Source organism: Streptomyces sp. NPDC001927 (genome assembly GCF_053594455.1).
The window spans coordinates 229523-253212 of sequence record NZ_JBSFEN010000012.1 but is presented as its reverse complement, the minus strand read 5'-3'; the positions used below and the strand labels follow the sequence as shown (position 1 = coordinate 253212).

Here is a 23690-nt window from a genome sequence, read left to right as displayed (position 1 = left end):
TTATCCCTGACTGTTCTTGAGGCTGCGTTCAATCGCTTCGTGCAGGACCTGGCGGTCGTCGAAGGGGCGGACCACCCCGGCGATGTCCTGGCCCTGCTCGTGGCCCTTGCCGGCGACGAGCACGGTGTCGCCCGACTGCGCGCGGGCCACGACCGCCGCGATGGCGGAGGCCCGGTCGGCGTCGACCAGGACGTCGCCGCGCTCGTGGGCGGGCACCTCTGCGGCGCCCGCGAGCATCGCGGCCAGGATCGCGAGGGGGTCCTCGGAACGGGGGTTGTCGGAGGTCAGTACGGCGGTGTCGGCGAGGCGCGCCGCGGCGGCGCCCATCGGTCCGCGCTTGGTGGTGTCCCGGTCGCCTCCGCAGCCGAGGACGATGTGCAGCTTGCCCTCGGTGACCTTGCGCAGCGAGCGCAGGACCGATTCGACGGCGTCCGTCTTGTGGGCGTAGTCGACGACCGCGAGGTACGGCTGGCCGGCGTCGACGCGCTCCAGGCGGCCCGGGACGCCGGGCACGGCGGCGATGCCGTCGGCGGCGGTCTGCGGGTCGATCCCGGCGACGGCCAGGGTGACGATCGCGGCCAGGGTGTTGGCGACGTTGAACGGGCCGGGCAGCGGGGCGGCGGCGGAGATCCGCTCGCCCTCGGGGCCGAGGACGGTGAACGTGGAGCCGTGGGAGCCGATCTCGACGGACTCGGCGCGCCAGTCGGCGTCCGGGTGGCCCTCGGCGGAGAAGGTGACGACGGGGACGCCGGACTCCGTGGAGAGCCTGCGGCCGTACGCGTCGTCGAGGTTGACCACGCCCCGCTTGCTGCGCTCGGGCGTGAACAGCCGCGCCTTGGCCTGGAAGTAGTCCTCCATGTCGGAGTGGAACTCCATGTGCTCCGGGCTGAGGTTGTTGAAGACGGCGACGTCGAAGACGCAGCCGTCGACCCGGCCGAGCACGAGCGCGTGGCTGGAGACCTCCATGGCGACCGCCTCGACACCGCGTTCGCGCATGACGGCGAAGAGCGCCTGGAGGTCGGTGGCCTCGGGGGTCGTCCGTTCGGACTTGATGCGCTCGTCGCCGATCCGCATCTCGACCGTGCCGATGAGGCCGCTCCTGCGGCCGGCCGCCTTGAGGCCGCCCTCCACCAGGTAGGCGGTGGTGGTCTTCCCGGAGGTGCCGGTGATGCCGATCTGGAGGAGGTCCTCACCCGGCCGGCCGTAGATCTCCGCGGCGAGCTCGCCCATCCGGCCGCGCGGCTCCTCCACGACCAGGACCGGCAGGCCGGTCGCGGCGGCGCGGTCGGCGCCGGCCGGGTCGGTGAGGATCGCGGCGGCGCCGAGACCGGCGGCCTGGTCGGCGAAGTCGGCGCCGTGCAGCCGGGCGCCGGGGAGGGCCGCGTAGACGTCGCCGGGGCGTACCGCCCGCGAGTCGTGGGTGATGCCCGTGACGTCCGTGTCGCCGGGCGTCTCGATTCCGAGCCGTGCGGCCAGGTCGCCCAGGGGTGTCGGGCGGGCCTGCTCCGGGCGGGGCGGGGTGGTTCGGTACTGATCAGCGTGTGGCACGGCGGTGAGCGTACCGGGCCCACCCGCCGCGGGGCCAAAAGAGGCCCGGGCGTCGCCGGAGTTCGATTTCCGGTTCCCGGAATCGGGGGTGATCGTGCTCACTGGTGCTCCCGGGGTTTCACTCGCTGTCCTTGAACGTGACCGGCAGTCGGGCGGGCTCGCTGCCGGTGGGGGCGACATGGAGCGTCTTGAGGGCGAACTCCATGACCTTCTTGTAGATGGGGCCGCAGATCTGGCCGCCGAATTCGCTGCCCTTGGTGGGGTTCTGGATCGCGCAGTAGACCGTGATCCGCGGGTCGTCGGCGGGCGCGAACCCGGCGAAGGAGGCCGTGTACCCCCAGTAGCCGCCGCGTTCGGGGTCGAAGCGGTTGGCGGTGCCCGTCTTGCCCGCGACCCGGTAGCCGGGGATGCGCGCCTTGGTGCCGGTGCCCTCGCGGTCGTCGACCACGGACTCCAGCATCTGCGCGAGGGACTTGGCGGTCTTCTCGCTGACCACCCGGGTCTGCTCCGGGGCGGGCGCCGGGGTGAACCTGCCGTCGGGCCCCTTGGTGCCGCGGACGAGCGTCGGCTCGATCCGTACGCCTCCGTTGGCGATGGTCGAGTAGACCGAGGTGGCCTGCATGGCGTTGATCGACAGTCCCTGGCCGAAGGGGATCGTGTACTGCTGCGAGGTCGACCAGTCCTGGGGCTTGGCGAGGATGCCCGGGGTCTCGCCGGGGTAGCCGAGTCCGGTGGGGCTGCCGATGCCGAACTTGCGCAGGTAGGAGTGGAGGACCTGGTTGGCCTCGGCCTGGGTCTTGCCGAGCTGGCCGGCCGCCAGGATCGTGCCGATGTTGCTGGACTTGGCGAGGACGCCGTTGAGCGTCAGGTACCAGGTCGGGTGGACGATGTCGTCCTTGAAGCTCCGGTCGCCGCGGTGCAGCCGGTTGGGCACGACGACATGGGTGTCGGGGGTCGCCACGCCCTCCTCCAGGACGGCGGCCATGGACATGACCTTGCTGGTGGAGCCGGGCTCGTAGGCGTCCTGGAGGGCCGCGTTGCCCATCGCGGCGGCGTTGGCCGCGGAGAGGTCGTTGGGGTCGAAGCCGGGGGCGTTGGCCATGGCCAGGACCTCGCCGGTCCTCGTGTTCTGCACTATCACGTAGCCGCGGTCGGCCTTGGACTTCCGCACCTGCTCGGTGATGGCCTTCTGCGCGGCCCACTGGATGTCCCGGTCGATGGTCAGCTCGATGTCGGAGCCGGGCACGGCCGGGGTGCCCTGGGAGCCCGCGGTGGGCACCTGGCGCCCGCCGGACTGGGCGAACTTGATCTTGCCGTCCTCACCCGCCAGCTCCTTGTCGAGCTGGGACTCCAGGCCGCTGGCGCCCCGGCCCTCGGCGTTGACGTACCCCAGTATCCCGGCGGCCAGCTCCCCGTTGGGGTACACGCGCTTGGTGCTGGGCTCGCTGAGGATCCCGCCGAGCAGGTTGATCCCGTTGCCGCCCGCGGAGGCCTTGGCCTTCTCCCCGTAGACCTTCTTGAGGTCCTTGATCTGGTTCCAGACCTGGGGGGTCTGCTTACGGGCGAGCAGGGTGTAGCGGGACTTGGGGGTACGGAGTTTCTTGGCGAGCTCCGCGGGCTCCTTGCCCAGGAGCGGCGCGAGGAGCGCGGCGGCCTGCTCGGGGGCGTCCTTGACCTTGCTGTCCTCGAGGGTGAAGAGCTTGGGGTCGGCGGTGATGTCGTACGCGTCGACGCTGGAGGCGAGCGCGACTCCGGAGCGGTCGGTGATCTCGCCCCGCTCGGCGGAGAGCGTGTACTCCTGGAAGCGGTGGGCCTCGGCCTTGGCGGCCAGCGTGTTCGCGTCGACGGCCTGCACCTGGAGCAGCCGGACGACGAAGGCCAGCATGACGAGGGTCAGGCCCAGGGAGACGAGCCGCAGCCGGGGCTTGGGGCTGCCGAGCCGGATCGTGCGCACCTTCCGCGCCGGCGGGCGGGGCGCGGGCCTGCGCGGGGCGCCGGAGCGGGCGCCGGCGGCCGGACGTGCGGCGGCCGAGGGCCGGGGGCGGGCCGGGCGGCCGGGGTGCGCGGGGCCGGGCACGCGGCGGCGCGGGGGCTCCTTGGGGGGCACTGAGGTCACCTGCCGGAGTTCGTCGGGGCGGGCGCGGTCGTGGGCGCGGGCGGTGGCGCCGTGGTGGGGCTCGCGGGCGGCAGGCCGCTCGGGGTGGCCGTCGCCGTGGGGACGGGCTTCGTGGTCGGCGTCGGGTCGGGCTTCGGGGCCGAGGCCTTGGACGGCTTGCCCTTGACCGTCCCGTCCGGCTCCAGGAAGGCCGGGCTGCCGCCGGGAACCATGCCGAGCTCACGGGCCCGCCGCTCCAGCGCGTCGGGCGCGGAGCGGTCGTCCACGTCCCGCTGGAGGGCCTGCTCCTCGTCGGTCAGCTCGGTCGTGCGGTTCTTGAGGTCGCGCAGCTTGAAGGAGCCCTGGTTGAGGGCGGAGTTCAGCAGCAGGAGCGTGATGAGCCCGCCGCCGAGGAGCACGACGACGAGCAGGACGAAGGGGGTACGGGCCGCACTGCTCGGCCCCGACGGCATCAGCCGCCCGAGCCGCGCGGCCCGCCCTTTGAGCGGCCCCTTCGTCGTCATGCGGGCACATCCTCCCGGATGCGCTGAGCCCCTCGGAGCCGGGCCGGGGCCGCGCGGCGGTTCTCGGCGATCTCCTCCTCGGTGGGGAGTTCCGCGCCGCGGGTGAGGAGCTTCAGGCGGGGCTGGTACTGCTCCGGGACCACCGGCAGGCCGGGCGGCGCGGTGTTGGCCGCGCCCGCCGCGAAGACCTGCTTGACCAGCCGGTCCTCCAGGGAGTGGTACGACAGGACCGCGATCCGGCCGCCCACTGCGAGCGCCTTCACGGCCGCCGGGATCGCCCGCTCAAGGACCGTCAGTTCGCCGTTGACCTCGATACGCAGGGCCTGGAAGGTGCGCTTGGCCGGGTTGCCGCCGGTGCGCTTGGCCGCCTGCGGGAGCGCGTCCCGGATCAGCTCGACCAGGCGGGCGCTGTTGGTGAACGGCTCCTTGTCGCGCTCGCGCACGATCGCCGAGACGATCCGCTTGGCCTGCTTCTCCTCGCCGTACGCCCGCAGGATCCGGACCAGTTCGCCGGCCGGGTAGGTGTTGAGGACCTCCGCCGCGCTGACCCCGGTCGTCTGGTCCATGCGCATGTCGAGCGGCGCGTCCTGCGCGTACGCGAAGCCGCGGTCGGCCTCGTCGAGCTGCATGGAGGAGACGCCCAGGTCGAAGAGGATGCCGTCGACGCGCGGGACGCCGAGCCGGTCGAGGACCTCGGGCAGTTCGTCGTAGACCGCGTGGACGAGGTTCGCGCGCTCCCCGTACGGGGCGAGCCGCTCGCCGGAGAGACGCAGCGCCTCCTTGTCCCGGTCGAGCGCGACCAGGCGCGCCTCGGGGAACCGCTTGAGCAGCGCCTCGCTGTGCCCGCCGAGGCCGAGGGTGCAGTCGACGACGACCGCGCCGGGGCGCTCCAGTGCGGGGGCCAACATGTCCAGGCACCGCTGGAGCATCACCGGGACGTGTCGGTCGTTGCTCAATGCGCCCTCTCAGAATTCGGCTCAGATTCGGCGCGGCCGCTACGCATCCGCCGCACACGCGGGGGAGAAACTGCGGAAATCGCTCATTGTCTCCGTCAAACTCCGCGTCACTTTAGTCCACTGACCCCGACGGTCAATCAACCGGCTGGCGCGTCGCGCGGGCCTTCGAGCGGAGCCGGACATTCATGTCGACTCACCCGGATGGACCTCGCCTTCTCCTTCCTGTGGGTTACCTCACAACAAGGCTCATTGATGTTCTTTGTCCGCTCTCACAGCGGGCTTGTCACGCACGTGACCACTACCGTCATCAACATGTCGACCTCTGCGCACTTCTCCGCCGAATCCGCCGGTACCGTCACCGACCGCCTCGTCGAGGCCAACGCGCGATACGCCGCCGACTTCGCCGACCCGGGCATGGACGCCCGACCCGTCCTGAACGTGGCCGTCGTCGCCTGCATGGACGCCCGGCTCGACCTGCACGCCGCGCTCGGCCTCTCACTCGGCGACTGCCACACCATCCGCAACGCGGGCGGTGTGGTCACCGACGACGTGATCCGCTCCCTCACGATCAGCCAGCGCGCCCTCGGCACGCGCAGCGTGGTGCTCATCCACCACACCGGCTGCGGCCTGGAGTCCCTCACCGAGGAGTTCCGGCACGACATCGAGATGGAGGTCGGCCAGCGGCCGGCCTGGGCCGTGGAGTCCTTCCGCGATGTCGAGCAGGACGTCCGGCAGTCGATGCAGCGGGTGCGCACCTCGCCGTTCCTGCTGCACACCGAGGACGTCCGGGGCTTCGTCTTCGACGTGACCACCGGTCTGCTCCGTGAGATCGACCCGGCCTGATCGGCCCCGATCTCCTGCCCGATCTCCTGGGCGCAACAGAGCAAACCCCGGCATATCGATCCCACTTGTCCACAGCCAAGTGACACAACCCGGCCAGGGCAACAAGAATGCTCGGGTGACACCCCCCGAATCACCGCGGGGGCAGGTGTCGGTGTTTACGGAGGGGCCGAGGAGGGCCGGGTGACGACCTATGACGATCGAGCGAGCCTCACAGATCTGACCACCACAGCGGAGCGTGTCCGCAGGTCGGTGGAGGGTGTGATCGAGGGCAAGCCTGAGGTCGTACGGCTTTCGCTGACCGTGCTGCTCGCCGAGGGACATCTTCTGATCGAGGATGTCCCCGGCGTCGGCAAGACGATGCTGGCCAAGACGCTGGCGCGGTCCATCGACTGCTCGGTGCGCCGCATCCAGTTCACGCCCGATCTGCTGCCCTCGGACATCACGGGCGTGTCGATCTTCGACCAGCAGCGGCGTGACTTCGAGTTCAAGCCGGGCGCGATCTTCGCCCAGATCGTGATCGGCGACGAGATCAACCGCGCGTCGCCGAAGACCCAGTCCGCGCTCCTGGAGTCCATGGAGGAGCGGCAGGTCACGGTGGACGGGCAGACGTACGAGCTGCCGAGCCCGTTCATGGTGGTGGCCACGCAGAACCCGGTGGAGATGGAGGGCACGTACCCGCTCCCCGAGGCGCAGCGCGACCGCTTCATGGCCCGGGTCTCCATCGGCTACCCCAGCGCGGAGGCCGAGCTCCAGATGCTCGACATCCACGGGGCGGTCAACCCGCTCGACGACCTGCAGCCCGTCGCGCACGCCCACGACATCGTCAAGCTGATCGACGCGGTACGGGCGGTCCACGTCGCCGACTCCGTCCGCCGGTACGCCGTGGACGTCGTCGCCGCCACCCGCACCCACCCGGACCTGCGGCTCGGCGCCTCCCCGCGGGCCACGCTGCACCTGCTGCGCGCCGCCAAGGCGTCCGCCGCGCTGAGCGGCCGCGAGTACGTCCTGCCGGACGACCTCCAGGCCCTCGCCGTGCCCGTCCTCGCCCACCGGCTGCTGCCGACGGCGCAGGCCCAGCTGAACCGGCGCACCTCGGAGCAGGTCGTCCGCGACATCCTGCAGCGCACGCCCGTCCCCGCCGCGGCGCCGCCCGCCGGCCCGCACTACGGCCAGCAGCAGCCCGGCGTCCGGCCGCTGTGATGGCCACCTCCGCCGCGCCGGAGGGGCAGCGGGGCGACGACGACCGGGACGGTCGCCCGGGTGAGGATCCGACCGGTCTGCGCGCCGCCCTGAGCGGTCTCACCACGCGCGGCCGGTCCTTCCTGGCCGCCGGGGTCGCCGCCGGGATCTGCGCCTACGTCCTCGGCCAGGGCGACCTGCTGCGTGTCGGGCTGCTGCTCGCCGCGCTGCCGCTGATCTGCGTCGGCGTGCTCCACCGCACCCGCTACCGGGTCGCGGGCAGCCGGCGGCTCTCCCCGCAGCGGGTGGCGGTCGGCTCGGAGGCCCGCGTCCACCTGCGGATGGACAACGTCTCCAAGCTGCCCACCGGGCTGCTCATGCTCCAGGACCACGTCCCGTACATGCTCGGGCCGCGGCCCCGGTTCGTCCTGGACCGGGTCGAGGCGGGCGGCCGGCGCGAGGTGTCGTACCGGGTCCGCTCCGATCTGCGCGGCCGGTTCCCGCTCGGGCCGCTCCAGCTGCGGCTGAACGACCCGTTCGGGATGTGCGAGCTGACCCGCTCGTTCAGCGCGTACGACACCCTGACCGTCGTCCCCAGGACCGAGGCGCTGCCCGCGGTGAAGCTGACCGGCGAGGCGTCGGGGTACGGCGACGGCTCCCTGCGCTCGCTGGCGCTGGCCGGGGACGACGACATCATTCCGCGCGCCTACCGCCACGGCGACGACCTGCGCCGGGTGCACTGGCGGTCCACCGCGCGCTACGGCGAGCTGATGGTGCGCCGTGAGGAGCAGCCGCAGCGGGCCCGCTGCACGGTGCTGCTGGACACCCGCGCGATCGCCTATCAGGGCGCGGGCCCGGACTCGGCCTTCGAGTGGGCGGTGTCCGGCGCGGCCTCCGTCCTGGTCCACATGCTGGAGCGGGGCTTCTCGGTACGGCTCCTCACCGACACGGGCACGGCGGTGCCCGGCGAGGGCGCCGAGGGCTTCGCGGGCACCTCGCAGGACTCGGCCGAGGCGGCCGGGCTGATGATGGACGCCCTGGCCGTCGTGGACCACTCCGACGGGGCCGGGCTCTCCCGCGCGTACGACGTGCTGCGCGGGGGGAACGAAGGCCTACTGGTCGCCTTCGTCGGCGACATCGACGAGGAGCAGGCCGCGCTGGCCGCCCGGATGCGCCAGCGCGGCGGCGCGGCCGTCGCCTTCATCCTGGACTCCGGGACATGGCTGACCGGCGGCGCCGTGGCCGGTGCGGTCGACGAGCGGCTGCGGCAGCTGCGCGAGGCCGGGTGGACGGCGCTGGCCGTGCCCCCGGGGGCCAGGCTCGCCGAGCTGTGGCGGCAGGCGAGCGGCATCCGGGCGGAGAGCGCCCCGGGTGACACGTACGGAGGTTGGGCATGAGCGGCCGCGGGCGGCTGACACTGGGCGCCTACGCGGCCACGCTGATGGCGGCGGGCGCGCTCCTGCCGCTGGTGAACCCGTCGACGTGGATCTTCACGGCGGCGTTCCTGCTCGCGCTGCAGAGCGGGGTCGGCGCGCTGACCCGGCGCGTGCCGCTGGCCAGGCCGCTGACGGTGGCGGCCCAGTTCGTCGTCACGCTCCTCGCGCTGACCCTGGTCTTCGCCCGACAGGAGGCGCTGCTCGGCATCCTGCCGGGGCCGCAGGCCTTCGAGCGGTTCGCCGCGCTGTTCCAGGCGGGCGCCAACGACGTCGGCACGTACGCCCCGCCCGCCCCGGACACCGACGGCATCCGGCTGATGGTGGTCAGCGGCGTGCTCCTGATCGGGCTCCTGGTGGACACCGTCGCGGTGACCTTCCGCAGCGCGGCCCCCGCGGGCCTGCCGCTGCTCGCGCTGTACTCGGTGGCCGCGGGGCTCTCCGAGGGCGGGGCGAGCTGGATCTGGTTCCTGCTCGCGGCCTCCGGCTACCTCCTGCTGCTCCTGGCCGAGAGCCGGGACCGGCTCTCGCAGTGGGGCCGGGTCTTCGGCGGCGCGGCACGGGCCGGCAGTCCGGGGACGCCGGCCGGCTCCGGGGGCGGGGGCGGGAAGGCGCTCGCCGCCGTGCGGACCGGTCGGCGGATCGGCGTGCTCGCCATGGGTGTCGCGCTGGCCGTTCCGGCCGTGCTGCCCACGCTCTCGGGCGGCCTGTTCGGCGCGGGCGCGGGCCCCGGCGACCGGGGCAAGGGCGGCACGATCTCGGCGGTCAACCCGCTGGTCTCGCTCCAGGACAACCTCCGCCAGCCCGAGGACCGCGAGGTGCTCCGCTACCGGACGAACGCGACCGACACGAGCGGCATGTATCTGCGGCTCGTGGCGCTCGACCAGTTCGACGGCACGTCGTGGAAGTCCTCGGTCCGGCCGATCCAGGACGTGCCCGAGCGGCTGCCCCGGCCGGCCGGGCTGAGCGACCAGGTCCGCACGGTCGAGGTGACGGGCAACTTCGTCGCCTCCCCGACGTACGAGCAGAAGTGGCTGCCGATGCCCTTCCCGGCGGACCGGGTGGAGATCGGCGGGCGCTGGCGGTACGAACCGGCGGGGCGGATGCTCGTCGGCGACGACGGGCAGAACACCAAGGGCGCCCGGTACACGGTGACCAGCCTGGACGTCCGGCCGACGGCCCAGCAGCTGGCGGCGGCCCCGCCGGCGCCGGAGGCGCTCCGTACGGAGTACACCAAGGTCCCCGACTCGCTGCCGCTCGACGTCCGGGCGACGGCGCTGCAGGTCACGAAGGGCGCCCGGAACGACTACGAGCGGGCGGTGAAGCTCCAGGACTGGTTCACGACGGACGGCGGCTTCCGCTACGACGTCGAGGTCGAGTCCGGTACGGGAGTCCAGGCCATCTCGCGCTTCCTGGAGCGCCGGGAGGGCTTCTGCGTCCACTTCTCGTTCTCGATGGCGGCGATGGCCCGCTCGCTCGGGATCCCGGCGCGGGTGGCGGTCGGCTTCATGCCGGGCAGCCGGCAGTCCGACGGCACGATGTCGGTCGGCATCCGGGACGCCCACGCCTGGCCCGAGCTGTATTTCGAGGGCGCGGGGTGGACCCGGTTCGAGCCGACCCCGTCCCGCGGCTCCACGCCGGAGTACACGCGTGAGCAGTCCCCCTCGGGCACGCCGAGCGAGTCGGCGCAGCCGTCGACGAGCGCGTCGGCGACGCCGTCCGCGGCGCCGAGAACCTCGGAGAGCTGCCCGGCGCAGATGCGCCGGCAGGGCGAGTGCGGCCAGGACGAGCCGGCGGGCGCCGACGCGTCGGACGGCGGCGGCCCGGATCTCCTGACGGTGGCGCTGGTGACCCTGGGGGTCGTGGTGGCGCTGCTGATCCCGCTGTCGCCGTTGCTGTACCGGACCCGGGTACGGGCCCGGCGGCTCGGCTCCCCTGGCCGTACGGCGGAGGACGGGGTGGCCAGGACGCTGGCCGCGTGGCAGGAGATCAACGACACGGCCTGGGACCACGGGGTGGTCCCGGACGAGTCGATGACGCCCCGCAGGACGGCGGCGCGGATCGTGCGGCTCGGCTCCCTTGAGGGCGAGCCGGCGAACGCGGTGCACCGGGTGGCGCGGGCGGTCGAGCAGGTGCTCTACGCCCCCGAACCCCGCCCGGGAACGGGCCTCGTGGACGAGGTGGCGCTGGTCCGGTCGGGCTTCGCGGCGGTTTCCTCCCGACGGGTCCGGCTCCGGGCCCTGTTGGCGCCGCGCTCGACCGTCCGGGTGATCTGGCGGGCCTCCTCCTGGTGGTCGGCCACGACGACGGCCTGGGGCGCCCGCCGCGACGCCCTGACGGCCCGGGTGACCGCCCGATTCCAGCGCCCGTCCCGCCACGAGGGCTGACGCAAGCCGGGGGCCGGTGGCCCGCCCTTACGGGGGCGGGGCACCGGCGCTCGTGCGTTGCGATGCGGATCGGGTGACGCCTCCGTCGCAACTCCACGAGACATGCGACGAGCCCCGTGGGCCCGGGACGCGTTGTCGCGTTCCGGGCCCACGGGGCTCGCTCGGGAAACCACCTGTCAGGGGCAGGGCCCTCGGCGCGGCCTCAGTGGCCGCCGCCCTGCTGCTCGTCGCGGCGGCGCTGCCAGCGCTCCTCGATCCGGTTCATCATCGAGCGACGCTGTCGGGTCCGACGGCCACCGGCCGCCTCCCCCGCACTCGCCTGCTGCTCACCCGGCTTGGGCGCCTTGCGCCAGCCTGTCACGGCCATCACCGCGCAGCCCAGCATGACGAGGAACCCCACCACGCTGATCCACCACTGCTGAGCGACCATTCCAGCCATGAGGAGCGCGATACCCACCAGGAAGCCGGCGACTGCCTGGTAGACCCGTCGCCGGGTGTACGTACGCAGCCCGCTTCCCTCGAGCGCTGTCGCGAACTTGGGATCTTCGGCGTACAGCGCTCGCTCCATCTGCTCGAGCATTCGCTGCTCGTGCTCCGAGAGCGGCACGGAGTCCTCCTAGTCGTCGGTCGCGGGGGCGACCGGGATGCGGCCCTTTCAGGATAGGCAGGGATTCGCCCCCGTGAAACCCGCCCTCAACGCCTATTCGTCAATCCGGGCCGCCACGCGGTCGGGTTGCTGAGGCGTTGATTCCCCAGCACCTTGCCCGTCATGCCGGATCGTGTCCCCCGATCATACGGGGCAAAGCCGTCGACCGGAGGTTCTGTGGCGTACTCCATGTGCGGCTGCGTCGCTGATCAGCGCACCACCCCCGGGTATCAGGCGCGCTTCTCGCCCAGGAGGTGCAACTGGGTGGCGATGGCATGGAACGACGGAAGCTCCGCCGCGGCGGCCTCCAGCTTGAGCAGCGCCTCCGCCGCGCCGGGCTCGGTGTCCACCAGGACACCGGGGACGAGGTCGGCGAAGACCCGTACGCCGTGGACCGCGCCGACGTCCAGACCGGCCGCGCCGGCCAGCCCGGTGAGCTGGTCGGCGGTGAAGCGCCGGGGCACCGGGTCGCCGTCGCCCCAGCGTCCGTCGGGGTCGCCGAGGGCGTTCCTGGCCTCGGTGAAGTGTCCGGCCAGCGCGCGGGCGAGGACGGCGCCGCCGACGCCCGCCGCGAGCAGGCTGAGGGCGCCGCCGTCCCGCAGTGCGGCGGCCGCGTTCCGTACGCCCTCGGCCGGGTCGTCCACGTACTCCAGGACGCCGTGGCAGAGCACCACGTCGTACCCGTCGCGGCCGACCACGTCGAAGAGACCGTGGATGTCGCCCTGGACCCCGGTGACCCGCTCGGCCACGCCGGCCTCGGCGGCCCGGCGCTCCAGCGCGAAGAGGGCGTTGGGGCTGGGGTCGACGACCGTGACCCGGTGGCCGAGCCGGGCCACCGGGACCGCGAAGTTGCCGGAGCCGCCGCCCGTGTCGAGGACATCGAGGCTGTCCTTCCCGGTGGCCTTGACCCGGCGGTCGAGGGCGTCCTTGAGGACGTCCCAGACGACGGCCGTACGAAGGGAGGCGCGCGACGGGCGCGACGACGCCTCTCGACCGAAGACAGGGGAAGGGTCCGACACGGCTGTTGACTCCTCGGTGACGGTGTACGAACGCCTCCCACCCTATGGCCTCGCGGGCCGTCCCCGGCTCAGCCGCCCCTCACCCGGTGGCTTCCCCGTCGGCCGGTCGGCGGGGCAGCACGGGCTGGAGGACGAGGAGCCGCTCGACGAGGCGCAGGAACATCCCGGCGTCCCGGATCAGGTCGTCGGCGTCCCTCGGGGTGGCCGCGCCCGGGATGCCCGCCTCGGCGCGGGCCCGGCGGGCGGCACCGGAGGCGAACAGGGCGCTCCACTCCGTGAGCTCCGGCGCTATCTCCGGCAGCACCTCCCAGGCGCTGCGGATCCGGGTCCGCTTGCGCGGGTTGGTCTCGGGCCTGCCCCGGACGGCGAGCACGGCTGCGGCGGTGCGGAGGGCGGCGAGGTGGGCGGTGGCGTACCGCTCGTTGGGCCGGTCGAGACCGGCGGCCTCGTCCAGACCGGCGGCGGCCTGGGCGAGCAGATCGAGGGCTGCGGGCGGCGCGGTCTGGCGGCGCAGCACGGGGTGGACGGCGGCTGCGGAGGAGCTGTTCATGACGTGCCTCCTGTCGTCGTGTGACGGCTCGGTGTCCGTATGTGTCCATCCTGACGGGCACCACTGACAATCGCGCTGACCTGCGGTTTTGCCGAGATCGCCGATCCAGGGGTAAGTTTTTGCACTGACTGGTCAGTTCAAAAGGGGAAACGGGGGGTGGACCGGTGGATGCGAAGCCGGAGGAGCCGCACGGCGCCGCCGTCGTCGCGGACGGATTCGGGCTGAAGGGGCCGCGCGGCTGGGTCTTCCGCGAGGTCGGCTTCCGGGCCGAACCCGGCGCGCTCGTCGCGATCGAGGGCCCGTCCGGGTCGGGCCGCACCTGTCTGCTGCTCGCGCTGACCGGCCGGATGAAGCCCCACGAGGGCCACGCCGAGGTCGCCGGGCTCCCGCTGCCCCGCCGGATGGCCGCCGTGCGCCGGATCAGCGCGCTCGGCCCGGTGCCCGGGGTCAGCGACCTCGACCCTTCGCTCACGGTCGCCGAGCACCTGCGCGAGCGCGCCCTGCTCCAGCGCCGGTACGACGGCGCCGTACGGGCCCTGTTCCGGCCGCCCGCCGAGCGCGCCGCCGCCGCGAAGGCGCGGATCGACGCGGCCCTGGAGGCCGCCGGGCTCGACCTGGACGCCCTGCCGAAGGCCGAGCGGACCTCCGTACGCGACCTGGAGCGCCTGGAGGCGCTGCGCCTCTCCGTGGCCCTGGCCCTGATCGGCCGCCCCCGGCTGCTCGCCCTCGACGACACCGACCTCAAGCTCTCGGCCGCCGACCGGGCCGAGGCCTGGAAGCTCCTCCGCTCGATCGCCGACGCGGGCACGACCGTGCTCGCGGTGTGCAGCGAGGCACCCGAAGACGCCCTGAAGATCACCACCGCACCGCGCACGGCGGACGCCACGGAGACCGCGGAGGACGGCGGCGACACGGACGCCGAGAGCGCCGACAGCACCGAGGGCGCCGACGAAGAAGCCGCCGGCGAGACCGAAGACGCCGACGAAGACGCCACGGCCGGCGAGACCGAAGACGAAGACACCGCCGCCGGCACCGACGAAGACACGACCGAGGAGGGGGAAGCCGATGCGCTCGCCGAAACTGGCCGCGCTTGAGCTGAAGCGGTTCGGCAGGGGGAAGCTGCCGCGCGCCGCGCTCGTCGCGATTCTGCTGCTGCCGCTGCTGTACGGCGCGCTGTACCTCTGGTCCTTCTGGGACCCCTACAGCAGGCTCGACCGGATACCCGTCGCGCTCGTCAACGAGGACAAGGGCGCCACCGCCGACGGCAAGAAGATCACCGCGGGCGCCGACATCACCGAGAACCTGCTGGAGAGCAAGGTCTTCGAGTGGCACCAGGTGAGCGACGCCGAGGCGCGCGAGGGCGTGGAGGACGGGACGTACTACCTCTCGCTGACCATGCCCGGCGACTTCAGCTCCCGGATCGCCTCCAGTTCGGGCGACTCCCCGGAGACCGGCGCGCTGCAGGTCCGCACGAACGACGCCAACAACTACATCGTCGGGCAGATCTCGCGGACGGTCTTCTCCGAGGTCCGCACCGCCGCCTCGACCAAGTCCTCGCGCTCCTTCCTCGACAAGATCTTCATCTCCTTCTCGGACATCCACGAGGCCACCGCGGAGGCGGCCAAGGGCGCGGGTGACGTCAAGGACGGCGTGGACAAGGCCAAGAAGGGCTCCAAGGACCTGGCCGACGGGCTGAAGGACGCCAAGAGCGGCAGCGGGAACCTGGCCACCGGCCTGAAGAAGCTCGACAAGGGCGCGGGCCAGCTGGAGACCGGCTCCCGGCAGGTCGCGGCCGGTACGAAGGAGCTCGCCGACAAGGTCAACGGGACGGCCGCCAAGGTCCGCCCGTACCTGAAGGACAATGGCAAGGCGATCGGCGACACCGCACGCCTGGTCGGCGACGCGGCCACGGCGGTCCGCAACGACCTGGCCGACGTGGTCCGGCGCGCCCCGCTCGCGCGGAGCGCCGCGCACCTGGCCGACGACAAGCTGGAGGCGCTCCACAAGAAGCAGTGCGTCGACGCGCTCCTCCCCGACGCCAAGGCCTGCGAGGTCCTCAAGGAGGCCAAGGTCTCGGCGAACGACGTGGCCAAGATCGCCGACGATCTCCACGAGCTGACCAAGGACAGCGACGGCGACCTGAAGAAGCTCGACGCCAAGCTCGCCACCGTCCAGAAGCAGGCCGCCGAGGTCGCCAAGGCGGCCCCGCACCTCGACACCGACCTCGAGGACGCCGTCAAGAAGATCAACAAGCTGAACGAGGGCGCCCAGAAGGTCGCCAAGGGCGCCGACGAGCTCCACACGGGCCTCACCAGCGCCAAGGGCGGCTCGGTGAACCTCGACACCGGCGTCGGCAAGCTGAAGAAGGGCGCCGGGGACCTCGACGGCGGGCTGTTCAAGCTGGCCGACGGCTCGGGCGAGCTGGCCACCGGCCTGAAGGACGGGGTCACCAAGATCCCCGACTACGACAAGGACGAGCGCGACCGGCGTACGGAGGTCATGGCGGACCCGGTCGAGTTGGCCTCCCAGTCGCTCCACAAGGCGCCCAACTACGGCACCGGTTTCGCCCCGTACTTCATCCCGCTCTCCCTCTGGGTCGGCGCGATGGTGGCGTACATGCTCATCCAGCCGCTCAACCGGCGCGCGCTCGCCGCCGGTGCCTCCGCCTGGCGGATCGCCCTGGCCGGCTGGCTGCCCGTCGCGGCCATCGGGCTGCTCCAGGTCGCCGCGCTGATGTCGGTCCTGCACTGGGGTCTCGGCCTGCAGATGGCGAGGGCCGCCGGAACGGTCGGCTTCCTCGCCCTGGTGACCTGCTGCTTCGCCGCGATCATCCAGTGGCTCAACGCCCGCTTCGGCGCGGCGGGCCGGATCCTGGTGCTCGCCGTGCTGATGCTCCAGCTGACCTCGGCGGGCGGCACGTACCCGGTGCAGACCAGCCCCGGCTTCTTCAACGCCATCCACCCCTTCCTGCCGATGAGCTACGTGGTCGAGTCGCTGCGCCGGCTGATCTCGGGCGGCGGGATCGGACCCGTCTGGCAGGCGTGCGCGGTGCTCGCCGCGTTCACGCTCGGGGCGCTCGCGTTGACCGCCGTGTCGGCCCGGCGCAAGCAGGTCTGGACGCTCGACCGGCTGCACCCCGATCTGAGCCTGTGACACCACCGGAACCTGTGAGAATCGAGCCCATGGACAGCAGCAGCACCAGACGCCAGGCCACGCGCGCGAAGCTCTACGAGGCCGCCGTCACGCTCATCGCCGAGCAGGGCTTCTCGGCGACGACGGTGGACGAGATCGCGGAGCGCGCGGGGGTCGCCAAGGGCACGGTCTACTACAACTTCAAGAGCAAGACCGAGCTCTTCGAGGAGCTGCTGCGGCACGGCGTCGGTCTGCTCACCGCCTCCCTTCGGGAGGCGGCCGAGGAGACGGAGCGGCAGGGCGGGAGCCGGATCGACGCGCTGGACGCGATGATCCGGGCGGGACTGGTCTTCATCGACCGCTATCCGGCCTTCACCCAGCTGTACGTGGCCGAGCTCTGGCGCACCAACCGGGCCTGGAACTCGACCCTTCTGGTGGTCCGCCAGCAGGCGGTCGCGGTGGTGGAGGGTGTGCTGCGCCAGGGCGTCGAGGAGGGCGAGCTGAGCGCGGAGATCGACATTCCGCTCACGGCGGCGGCGCTGGTCGGGATGGTCCTGGTGGCCGCCCTCGACTGGCAGGCCTTCCAGCGGGAGCGCTCGCTCGACGACGTCCACAGCGCCCTGTCCCGGCTGCTGCACGGGCGCGTGAGCGGGCGTTAGCCCCCCCACACACGGACGGCAACACGACGAACGGCGAGGCTCGATCCCCCCGAGCCTCGCCGTTCGCGTTCCCTGCACCCCCGTGCACCCCCGTGCACCCCCGTGCCGGCAGGCGCGCGGCTCCGTTCCGCCACCCCGTGTCGGCGGTCCCGGAGCCGCGCCCCTTCCGTGGACACCACTCTCTCGTCCGCGCAGGTCGGAACCCATCCGCGTACCTACTCATCTCGACACCTAGGTACGGATACTCAGAGCTGGTTACGATCGCGGACGTGTCCGTACTCCCCCTGGTCTTCACCAGCGGCTGGGCGAGCGGGATCAACGCGTACGCGGTGGTCCTCCTGCTCGGCATCTTCGGCGCGACCGGTCTCACCGACGAGGTGCCCGAGTCGCTGCAGCGCACCGACGTCCTGATCGCCGCCGGAGTGCTGTTCCTCTGCGAGGCGGTGGCGGACAAGATCCCCTACGTCGACTCCGTCTGGGACTCCGTCCACACCGTGATCCGGCCGGTGGCCGGAGCCGTGGTCGGTGCCCTGCTGGCCGGGCAGTCGGGTTCGCTCTCCGACCTGGCGGCGGGCGCGGTCGGCGGCTCGACCGCGCTGATGAGCCACTTCGTCAAGGCCGGGACCCGGATGGCGATCAACACCTCGCCGGAACCGTTCTCCAACATCGCCATGAGCACGGCGGAGGACCTGGGCGTCGCCGGGATCATCACCTTCGCCATGTTCAACCCCCAGGCGGCGGCGATCATCGCGGCCGTGCTGCTCGTGCTCGGCCTGGTGATACTGATCTTCCTGGCCCACGCCATCCGCCGCTTCCTGCGCCGCCGGGCGCAGCGCAGGGAGGAGCGCCGATTGGCCGCCGCGCAGCCGCGGCACTCGGTCCCGCCCGACTGACAGGGCTGTCGGTGGCGGCCGATAGGGTCCCTGACATGGCACGGATTGTGGTGATCGGCGCCGGGATGGGCGCCATGGCGGCGGCCGCCCGGCTGGCCGTGGCGGGCCACCGGGTGACGGTGTACGAGCGCGGCGGGACGTACGGCGGTGCGGTGCGCCGCTTCGAGCGGGACGGGTTCGGCTTCGACACCGGCCCCGGTCTGCTGCACCTGCCCGCGGTCTACCGCGATCTGTTCGTCAAGACCGGCAAGGAGCCCCTGGAGGAGCTCGTCGAGCTGACGCAGGTCGACCCGGCGAGCCGTCATGTCTTCGCCGACGGCACCCGCGTGGAGCTGCCGAACGCCTCACGGGCCGGCACCGTCTCCGCCCTGGACGCGGCGCTCGGAGCGGGCGCGGGCGAGCGCTGGGGCGACTTCCTGGTCCGGGCCCGCGAGGCCTGGGACCGCACGCGCCGCCCCCTCCTGGAGGAGCCGCAGGCCGCGGACACCACGCCGCTCGCCCGGGAGCCGTACCCGGCGCTCAAGGCGGGCCTGTTGCGGCGCCCCACGACCACGCTCGCCCAGGTCGGCGCGCGGGAGCTGCGGGACCCCCGGCTCGTCGCGCTCCTCGACGCGTACGCGTGGGCGTACGGCTTCGATCCGGCGACCGCCCCCGCCTCGGCGGCCGTCCTGCCGTACATGGAGCAGACCTTCGGGTCCTGGTACGTGAGCGGGGGCATCCGGGCGCTCGCGGACGCGGTGCACCAGCGGTGCCTGAAGCGGCGGGTGGAGTTCGTCTTCGACTCCGCCGTCACGGGGGTCGTGGAGAAGGACGGCCGGGCGGCCGGGGTCGAGCTGGCGGGCGGCCAGATCGTGGCGGCCGACCACGTGGTCGCCGGGGCGCCCGTGCCGGCGCTCTACGGCGAGCACGTCGTGGCCTGGGAGCGCCAGGACGACTGGCCGTCGTACCAGACGGACACGACGGGCAGGCTGACGGTCTGTCTGGCCCTGCGCGGCGCGCGCGAGGCGGGGGCCGCGCACCGCACGGTGGTGCACGCGGCCGGCGACCGGCCGACGGTGACCGTGCTGCGGCCCGACGACCCGGCGCTGCGCCCCGACGCCGACCACGAGTCGGTGACGCTCTCCGCGACGGTGAACCTGTACCCCGAGCACGACTGGGCGGAGCTCGCCGGTGAGCTGGTCACGGCGGCGGAGTCGGCCGTGCCGGGGCTCCGCGAGCGGCTGCTCTGGCAGGAGGTCCGCACCCCCGAGGACACCCTGCGCGAGACGGGCGCCGCCGAGGTCCCCGGGCCCGCGCTCGCGGGTGGCCGGGGCATGTACCTCCCGGCGGCCAACCGCTCCCCGCTGCCGGGCCTGTACTTCGCGGGCGGCTGGTCCCACCCGGGCGGCGGGCTCGCCCACGCGGGCATGTCGGGCGCGCTGGTGGCCGGACTGATCGTCGAGGGCGACGACTTCCGCGGCTCCCAGTAGGCCCGACCGCCGGCCGTCGCCGGCGGTGGGCCCGAGCGCCTCAGTCAGTACCGGTACTGCTGGTCGTTGTCGTAGCCGTAGTACTCCTGGCCGCCCTGCTGCGGCGGCGGAGCGGGCTGCTCGCCGTCCCGCTGCTGCGGCACCCACACCCCACCGGGCGGGGTGTCGTAGGCGTACGAGGGCGCGTACGGGTCCGCGTAGGACTGCTGGCCGCCGGTGCCGTAGTCGTACGCGGCGTACTGCTGGCCGTCCGTGCCCGGGCCGATGTACGGGTCGGAGTAGGCGGCGTACTGCTGCCTGCCGCCGTCGTAGTCGTAGGCGGGCTGCTCGTACCCGGGCTGCGGCGCGTACCCCGGGTGCTGCTCGTAGCCGCCGTAGCCGCCGTCATATCCCCCGTAGGAGTGCTGCGAAGTCTCGGCGTGGGCCTGCGCGTGGTCGTACGCGGGGGTGTAGATGCCGTACTGCCCGGTGTCCTCGGGCATCGGCTGGGGCTCGTAGACGGCCGTCGTCTCGGCCTGTGTCTCGTCGTGCGCGGGGTCGACCGGCTCGTACGCGAGGTCGCTGACCTCAAGCGTGGGGCCTGCGGCCTCGGCGGGCGGGCCGGACTTGCGGCGGCGGCTCGCGCCGGGGCTGCCGCCGATCGCCCAGCCGGTCGAGAAGCCGCGGCGGAAGGAGAGCGTCACGTACGTCTGGCCGACGGCGAAGGCCACCGCGCCCACGATGATCACCGCGACGGACGGCATCAGCACACCGAGGACGACCCCGAGGAAGCCGCAGAAGGCGAGCACGCGCCAGCGCAGCCTCGCCTTGTACTGCAGGAGCACCTCACCCAGCAGCCACAACGCGACGACACCGAACGCGATGTAGAGGACCGTCCACCCCATGCCCGCCCCTCTCCTACGGCCACCGCCGCGGGTCTGGGGCGGGTACGCCGGTCACGACTGCACGTGCAGTCCGAGATTCTCGTAGATCTCCAGCGTCGCGGTGGAGTTGTTCAGCGTGATGAAGTGCAGTCCGGGGACACCCTCGGAGAGCAGACGTGCGCAGAACTCCGTCGCGAACTCGATGCCAATGGAGCGTACAGCGGCCGGATCGTCCTTGACGGCGAGGATGCGGTCTTTCACATCCGCCGGGAAGAGAGCGTTGCTCAGCTGGGGCAGCCTGTCGAGGGTCTTCACGTTCACAACAGGCATGACTTCGGGGATGATCGGCGTCTCGCAGCCGGCCTTCACGACGCTGTCGCGCATCCGCAGATAGTTCTCGGGATCGAAGAACATCTGGGTGATGGCGTAGTCCGCGCCGGCCCGGCACTTGTCCACGAAGTGACGGATGTCCGTGTCCCAGTCGGTGGACCGCGGGTGCATCTCGGGGAAGGCGGCGACGCCCACGCAGAAGTCGCCGGACTCCTTGATCAGCCGAACGAGGTCGGCGGCGTACTGCACGCCCTCGGGGTGCTCGACCCACTCCCCGAGCGGGTCGCCCGGCGGGTCGCCGCGCAGCGCGAGCATGTTGCGGATGCCGGCGTCGGCGTACTGGCCGAGCACGTTGCGCAGCTCGGCGACCGAGTGGTCGACGGCGGTGAGGTGGGCGACGGGGGTGAGGGTGGTGTCGCCGGCGATCTTCTGGGTGGCCTTGACGGTGCCGCCGCGGGTGGTGCCGCCGGCGCCGTAGGTCACGGAGACGAAGCTGGGGCCGACCGCCTCGACGCGGCGCATGGCGTTCCAGAGGCTCCGCTCGCCCTTCTCGGTGCGGGGCGCGAAGAACTCGAACGAGTACGACGGCTTGCCGGACGCGAGGATCTCGCGGACCGTGCGTGCGCGGTCCGAGCGGGTGGAAGCGGTACCTAGGGCCATACCGGCAGGTTAGACGGGGTGCTGCGGCCGACGAAGTGGTGTCCGAGTCGTGGACACCTTTTTGGACACCGTTCGGACGGGGTTTCCCTGCCGCCCGTCGGGGCGCCACGGGGGGGTGTGCGCTAGGCGGAGCGCTCGCGGATCCGCTTGGCCAGGCGGGCCGTCGCGGCGGCCGGGTCGTCGGCCTCGGTGATCGCGCGGACGACGACGATGCGGCGGGCGCCCGCGTCCAGGACCTCGTCGAGATTCGTCTCGTCGATACCGCCGATCGCGAACCAGGGGCGGTCCTGCTCCAGGGCGGCGGCGTACCGCACGAGGCCGAGGCCGGGGGCGTACCGCCCGGGCTTGGTGGGGGTGGGCCAGCAGGGGCCGGTGCAGAAGTAGTCCACGCCGGGCTCGGCGGCGGCCGCGTCCACCTCGGACTCGGCGTGGCAGGAGCGGCCGATGAGCACGTCCTCGCCGAGGATCGCCCGGGCGGCCGGGACGGGCAGGTCGTTCTGGCCCAGGTGCAGCACGTCGGAGCCGATGGCGTGGGCGACGTCGGCCCGGTCGTTCACGGCGAGCAGCCTGCCGTGCCGACGGCAGGCCTCGGCGAAGACGGCGAGGTGCTCCAGCTCCTCACCGGCCTCCATGCCCTTGTCGCGGAGCTGCACGATGTCCACGCCGGAGGAGAGCACGGCGTCGAGGAAGGCCGGCAGGTCTCCCTGGCGCCTGCGGGCGTCCGTGCAGAGGTAGAGCCGGGCGTCGGCGAGCTGCGCGCGAGGCGTGGACATGGGTGGTTCCCCCCGTTGGGTGCGGCGGTCCGAGGGGGCCGGCTGAGCCGGCCCCCAGGGCCTCCTGTGGTGTCTCGGAGCGTGTGCGTCAGACGGCGAGCGCCTGGGCGCGGCGCTTCACCTCCGTGCCGCGATTCTCGCTGAGGGCCTGCGCGGGCGTGCCCGGCAGGGTGGGGTCGGGAGTGAAGAGCCACTCCAGCATCTCTTCGTCGGTGAAGCCGTCGTCCTTCAGGAGGGTCAGGGTCCCGGAGAGGCCCTTGACCACCTTGTCGCCGTCGATGAAGGCGGCGGGCACCTGAAGCGCCTTGTTCTCGCCGCGTCGTACGGCGATGAGCTGGCCCTCCTTGACCAGCTGCCGCACGCGCGTCACCTCGACATCGAGCATTTCCGCGATGTCGGGGAGGTAGAGCCAGGCGGGGACGAGAGCATCGGTCTTTGCGTCAATCTCGGTCACGGGAACAAGCCTGCCATCCCGGACTGACAGTCGGTAGTCGGGCCCTACTGGACTGCGGCCTTCAGAGGGACCGAGGGGTCGGTGGCGCGGGTGGGGTCGAGCTTGGCGCCGGACTCGATCAGCTTGCGGCCCTGGGCCAGGTCGCGGGGGCGGCCGACGGCGAGCAGGGCGACGAGGGAGCCGTCGTGGAGCCAGAGGACGGACCAGGAGGGGTCGGCCGGGTCGCCGCGCCGGACCAGTTCGGCGGCTCCGCTGTGGTGGCCGGCGTACTGCACGAAGCGGCCGAACTGCTCGGACCAGAAGTACGGCACCGGGTCGTAGACCGTGGGGGTCTCGCCGATGATGTCGGCCGCGACGGTCCGGGGGCCCTGGAGCGCGTTGTCCCAGTGGTGGACGAGGAGCCGGGCGCCGTAGCGGGCGGAGGGGAAGGACGCGCAGTCGCCGACGGCGTACACGTCGGGCAGCGAGGTGCGCAGCCGGTCGTCGGCCGTGACGGAGCCGTCCGCGCCCAGGGCGATGCCGGAGCCGGTGAGCCACCGGGTGGCGGGCCGGGCGCCGATGCCGACGACGACCGCGTCGGCGGGCAGCCGCCGGCCGTCGGTGAGGACGACCGTGCCGGGTTCGACGGACTCCACGCGCGCGTGGGTGAGGAGTTCGGCGCCGCTCTCCTCGTACCAGCGCGCCATCGGGGCGGCGACCTCGGCGGGCAGCGCGCCGGCGAGCGGGCGGTCGGCGGCCTCGACGACGGTGACCGCGCACCCCGCCTCGCGCGCGGCGGTGGCGAACTCGGCGCCGATCCAGCCGGCGCCGACGACCACGATGTCGTGGCGGCGCTCCAGGACGGGCTTGAGGCGGGCGGCGTCGTCGAGGGTGCGCAGCAGGTGGACCCCGGGGACGCCCTCGGTGCCGGGCAGGGTGATCGGTTCGGCGCCGGTCGCGAGGACCAGGACGTCGTACGGGACGGGTCCGGCCTCGGTGTCGACCTCGTGGGCGTCGGCGCGCAGCCCGGTCACGTCGAGGCCGAGGCGCAGCTCGATGGCGAGCGCCTCGAAGTCGACGTCGAAGGCCGAGTCCTCGGCCTTGCCGAGGAGGACCGCCTTGGACAGCGGCGGCCGGTCGTAGGGCTGGTGGGGCTCGGCCCCGATGAGGGTGACCGCTCCGGTGAAGCCCTGTTCGCGCAGGGCCACGGCGGTCTGCACCCCCGCCATCCCGGCGCCCACGACGACGACCCGCTGCTCTGCCTGCATCTGCTCGCTCACCCGTTCACCTTAACTATC

General features: G+C 72.8%; 21 protein-coding genes. 9 read left to right on the top strand and 12 right to left on the bottom strand.

The window, feature by feature from the left end; all coding sequences use genetic code 11:
• Genes ACWCO8_RS30680 through rsmH form a run of 4 tightly spaced genes read right to left on the bottom strand, consistent with a single transcriptional unit; the run spans position 1 to position 5123 of the window.
• A complete protein-coding gene (locus ACWCO8_RS30680; RefSeq protein WP_451034986.1) occupies positions 1 to 1650 on the bottom strand; it encodes a UDP-N-acetylmuramoyl-L-alanyl-D-glutamate--2,6-diaminopimelate ligase in 1650 nt (549 codons plus the stop codon).
• A gap of 16 nt (positions 1651 to 1666) precedes the next feature.
• Positions 1667 to 3655 (bottom strand): peptidoglycan D,D-transpeptidase FtsI family protein, encoded by a 1989-nt coding sequence (locus tag ACWCO8_RS30675; protein WP_451034985.1) that lies wholly within the window; start codon positions 3653 to 3655, stop codon positions 1667 to 1669.
• Between the two features lie 5 nt (positions 3656 to 3660).
• The gene (locus ACWCO8_RS30670) at positions 3661 to 4167 is read right to left on the bottom strand and encodes an FtsB family cell division protein (protein ID WP_451034984.1); all 507 of its coding nucleotides are present in this window, start codon (positions 4165 to 4167) and stop codon (positions 3661 to 3663) included.
• Positions 4164 to 5123, bottom strand: a complete 960-nt coding sequence (gene rsmH, locus ACWCO8_RS30665; protein ID WP_362013314.1) for a 16S rRNA (cytosine(1402)-N(4))-methyltransferase RsmH — start codon at positions 5121 to 5123, stop codon at positions 4164 to 4166. The genes ACWCO8_RS30670 and rsmH overlap by 4 nt, the downstream gene beginning before the upstream one ends.
• 312 nt (positions 5124 to 5435) lie before the next feature.
• Here rsmH and ACWCO8_RS30660 point away from each other — a divergent pair, with 312 nt between their 5' ends.
• The 4 genes from ACWCO8_RS30660 to ACWCO8_RS30645 all read left to right on the top strand — a co-directional run bounded on the left by ACWCO8_RS30660 (position 5436) and on the right by ACWCO8_RS30645 (position 10965).
• Positions 5436 to 5966, top strand: coding sequence for a beta-class carbonic anhydrase (locus tag ACWCO8_RS30660; protein WP_362013315.1), 531 nt, complete (start codon positions 5436 to 5438; stop codon positions 5964 to 5966).
• A gap of 180 nt (positions 5967 to 6146) precedes the next feature.
• A complete protein-coding gene (locus tag ACWCO8_RS30655) occupies positions 6147 to 7166 on the top strand; it encodes an AAA family ATPase (protein ID WP_362013316.1) in 1020 nt (339 codons plus the stop codon).
• On the top strand, positions 7166 to 8542 hold the full coding sequence (locus tag ACWCO8_RS30650) for a DUF58 domain-containing protein (protein ID WP_451034983.1): 1377 nt from the start codon (positions 7166 to 7168) through the stop codon (positions 8540 to 8542). The genes ACWCO8_RS30655 and ACWCO8_RS30650 overlap by 1 nt, the downstream gene beginning before the upstream one ends.
• Complete coding sequence (locus ACWCO8_RS30645; protein WP_451034982.1) at positions 8539 to 10965, top strand: transglutaminase TgpA family protein; 2427 nt, start codon at positions 8539 to 8541, stop codon at positions 10963 to 10965. The genes ACWCO8_RS30650 and ACWCO8_RS30645 overlap by 4 nt, the downstream gene beginning before the upstream one ends.
• 202 nt (positions 10966 to 11167) lie before the next feature.
• Here ACWCO8_RS30645 and ACWCO8_RS30640 read toward each other — a convergent pair whose 3' ends face one another.
• From ACWCO8_RS30640 to ACWCO8_RS30630, 3 genes are all read right to left on the bottom strand, one after another.
• Positions 11168 to 11572: a DUF3040 domain-containing protein gene (locus ACWCO8_RS30640; RefSeq protein WP_362013321.1), complete on the bottom strand. Its 405-nt coding sequence runs from the start codon at positions 11570 to 11572 to the stop codon at positions 11168 to 11170.
• 269 nt (positions 11573 to 11841) lie between these two features.
• Positions 11842 to 12630: a class I SAM-dependent methyltransferase gene (locus ACWCO8_RS30635; RefSeq protein WP_451034981.1), complete on the bottom strand. Its 789-nt coding sequence runs from the start codon at positions 12628 to 12630 to the stop codon at positions 11842 to 11844.
• 79 nt (positions 12631 to 12709) lie between these two features.
• Complete coding sequence (locus tag ACWCO8_RS30630) at positions 12710 to 13180, bottom strand: SAV_6107 family HEPN domain-containing protein (protein ID WP_362013324.1); 471 nt, start codon at positions 13178 to 13180, stop codon at positions 12710 to 12712.
• Between the two features lie 164 nt (positions 13181 to 13344).
• Between ACWCO8_RS30630 and ACWCO8_RS30625 the strand changes: the two genes are divergently transcribed.
• The 5 genes from ACWCO8_RS30625 to ACWCO8_RS30605 all read left to right on the top strand — a co-directional run bounded on the left by ACWCO8_RS30625 (position 13345) and on the right by ACWCO8_RS30605 (position 19333).
• Positions 13345 to 14274 (top strand): ATP-binding cassette domain-containing protein, encoded by a 930-nt coding sequence (locus ACWCO8_RS30625; RefSeq protein ID WP_451034980.1) that lies wholly within the window; start codon positions 13345 to 13347, stop codon positions 14272 to 14274.
• Positions 14246 to 16333 (top strand): YhgE/Pip family protein, encoded by a 2088-nt coding sequence (locus ACWCO8_RS30620; protein WP_451034979.1) that lies wholly within the window; start codon positions 14246 to 14248, stop codon positions 16331 to 16333. The genes ACWCO8_RS30625 and ACWCO8_RS30620 overlap by 29 nt, the downstream gene beginning before the upstream one ends.
• A gap of 29 nt (positions 16334 to 16362) precedes the next feature.
• Positions 16363 to 16971: a TetR/AcrR family transcriptional regulator gene (locus ACWCO8_RS30615; RefSeq protein WP_451034978.1), complete on the top strand. Its 609-nt coding sequence runs from the start codon at positions 16363 to 16365 to the stop codon at positions 16969 to 16971.
• A gap of 269 nt (positions 16972 to 17240) precedes the next feature.
• Positions 17241 to 17864: a DUF4126 domain-containing protein gene (locus tag ACWCO8_RS30610; RefSeq protein WP_451034977.1), complete on the top strand. Its 624-nt coding sequence runs from the start codon at positions 17241 to 17243 to the stop codon at positions 17862 to 17864.
• A 35-nt stretch (positions 17865 to 17899) separates the two neighbouring features.
• A complete protein-coding gene (locus tag ACWCO8_RS30605; RefSeq protein ID WP_451034976.1) occupies positions 17900 to 19333 on the top strand; it encodes a phytoene desaturase family protein in 1434 nt (477 codons plus the stop codon).
• A 44-nt stretch (positions 19334 to 19377) separates the two neighbouring features.
• On the opposite strand, the gene ACWCO8_RS30600 is transcribed toward ACWCO8_RS30605, so the two are convergent.
• The 5 genes from ACWCO8_RS30600 to ACWCO8_RS30580 all read right to left on the bottom strand — a co-directional run bounded on the left by ACWCO8_RS30600 (position 19378) and on the right by ACWCO8_RS30580 (position 23672).
• Positions 19378 to 20217, bottom strand: coding sequence for a hypothetical protein (locus ACWCO8_RS30600; protein ID WP_451034975.1), 840 nt, complete (start codon positions 20215 to 20217; stop codon positions 19378 to 19380).
• A 51-nt stretch (positions 20218 to 20268) separates the two neighbouring features.
• Positions 20269 to 21186 carry a methylenetetrahydrofolate reductase [NAD(P)H] gene (gene metF, locus ACWCO8_RS30595; protein WP_362013335.1) on the bottom strand — a complete coding sequence of 306 codons (918 nt, stop codon included), beginning with the start codon at positions 21184 to 21186 and terminating at the stop codon, positions 20269 to 20271.
• Positions 21187 to 21308: 122 nt separating this feature from the next.
• A complete protein-coding gene (gene thiE, locus ACWCO8_RS30590; RefSeq protein ID WP_451034974.1) occupies positions 21309 to 21959 on the bottom strand; it encodes a thiamine phosphate synthase in 651 nt (216 codons plus the stop codon).
• Positions 21960 to 22047: 88 nt separating this feature from the next.
• The gene (locus tag ACWCO8_RS30585; protein ID WP_331908833.1) at positions 22048 to 22413 is read right to left on the bottom strand and encodes an Rv2175c family DNA-binding protein; all 366 of its coding nucleotides are present in this window, start codon (positions 22411 to 22413) and stop codon (positions 22048 to 22050) included.
• A 44-nt stretch (positions 22414 to 22457) separates the two neighbouring features.
• The gene (locus ACWCO8_RS30580) at positions 22458 to 23672 is read right to left on the bottom strand and encodes an NAD(P)/FAD-dependent oxidoreductase (RefSeq protein WP_451034973.1); all 1215 of its coding nucleotides are present in this window, start codon (positions 23670 to 23672) and stop codon (positions 22458 to 22460) included.
• Positions 23673 to 23690: the final 18 nt, after the last annotated feature.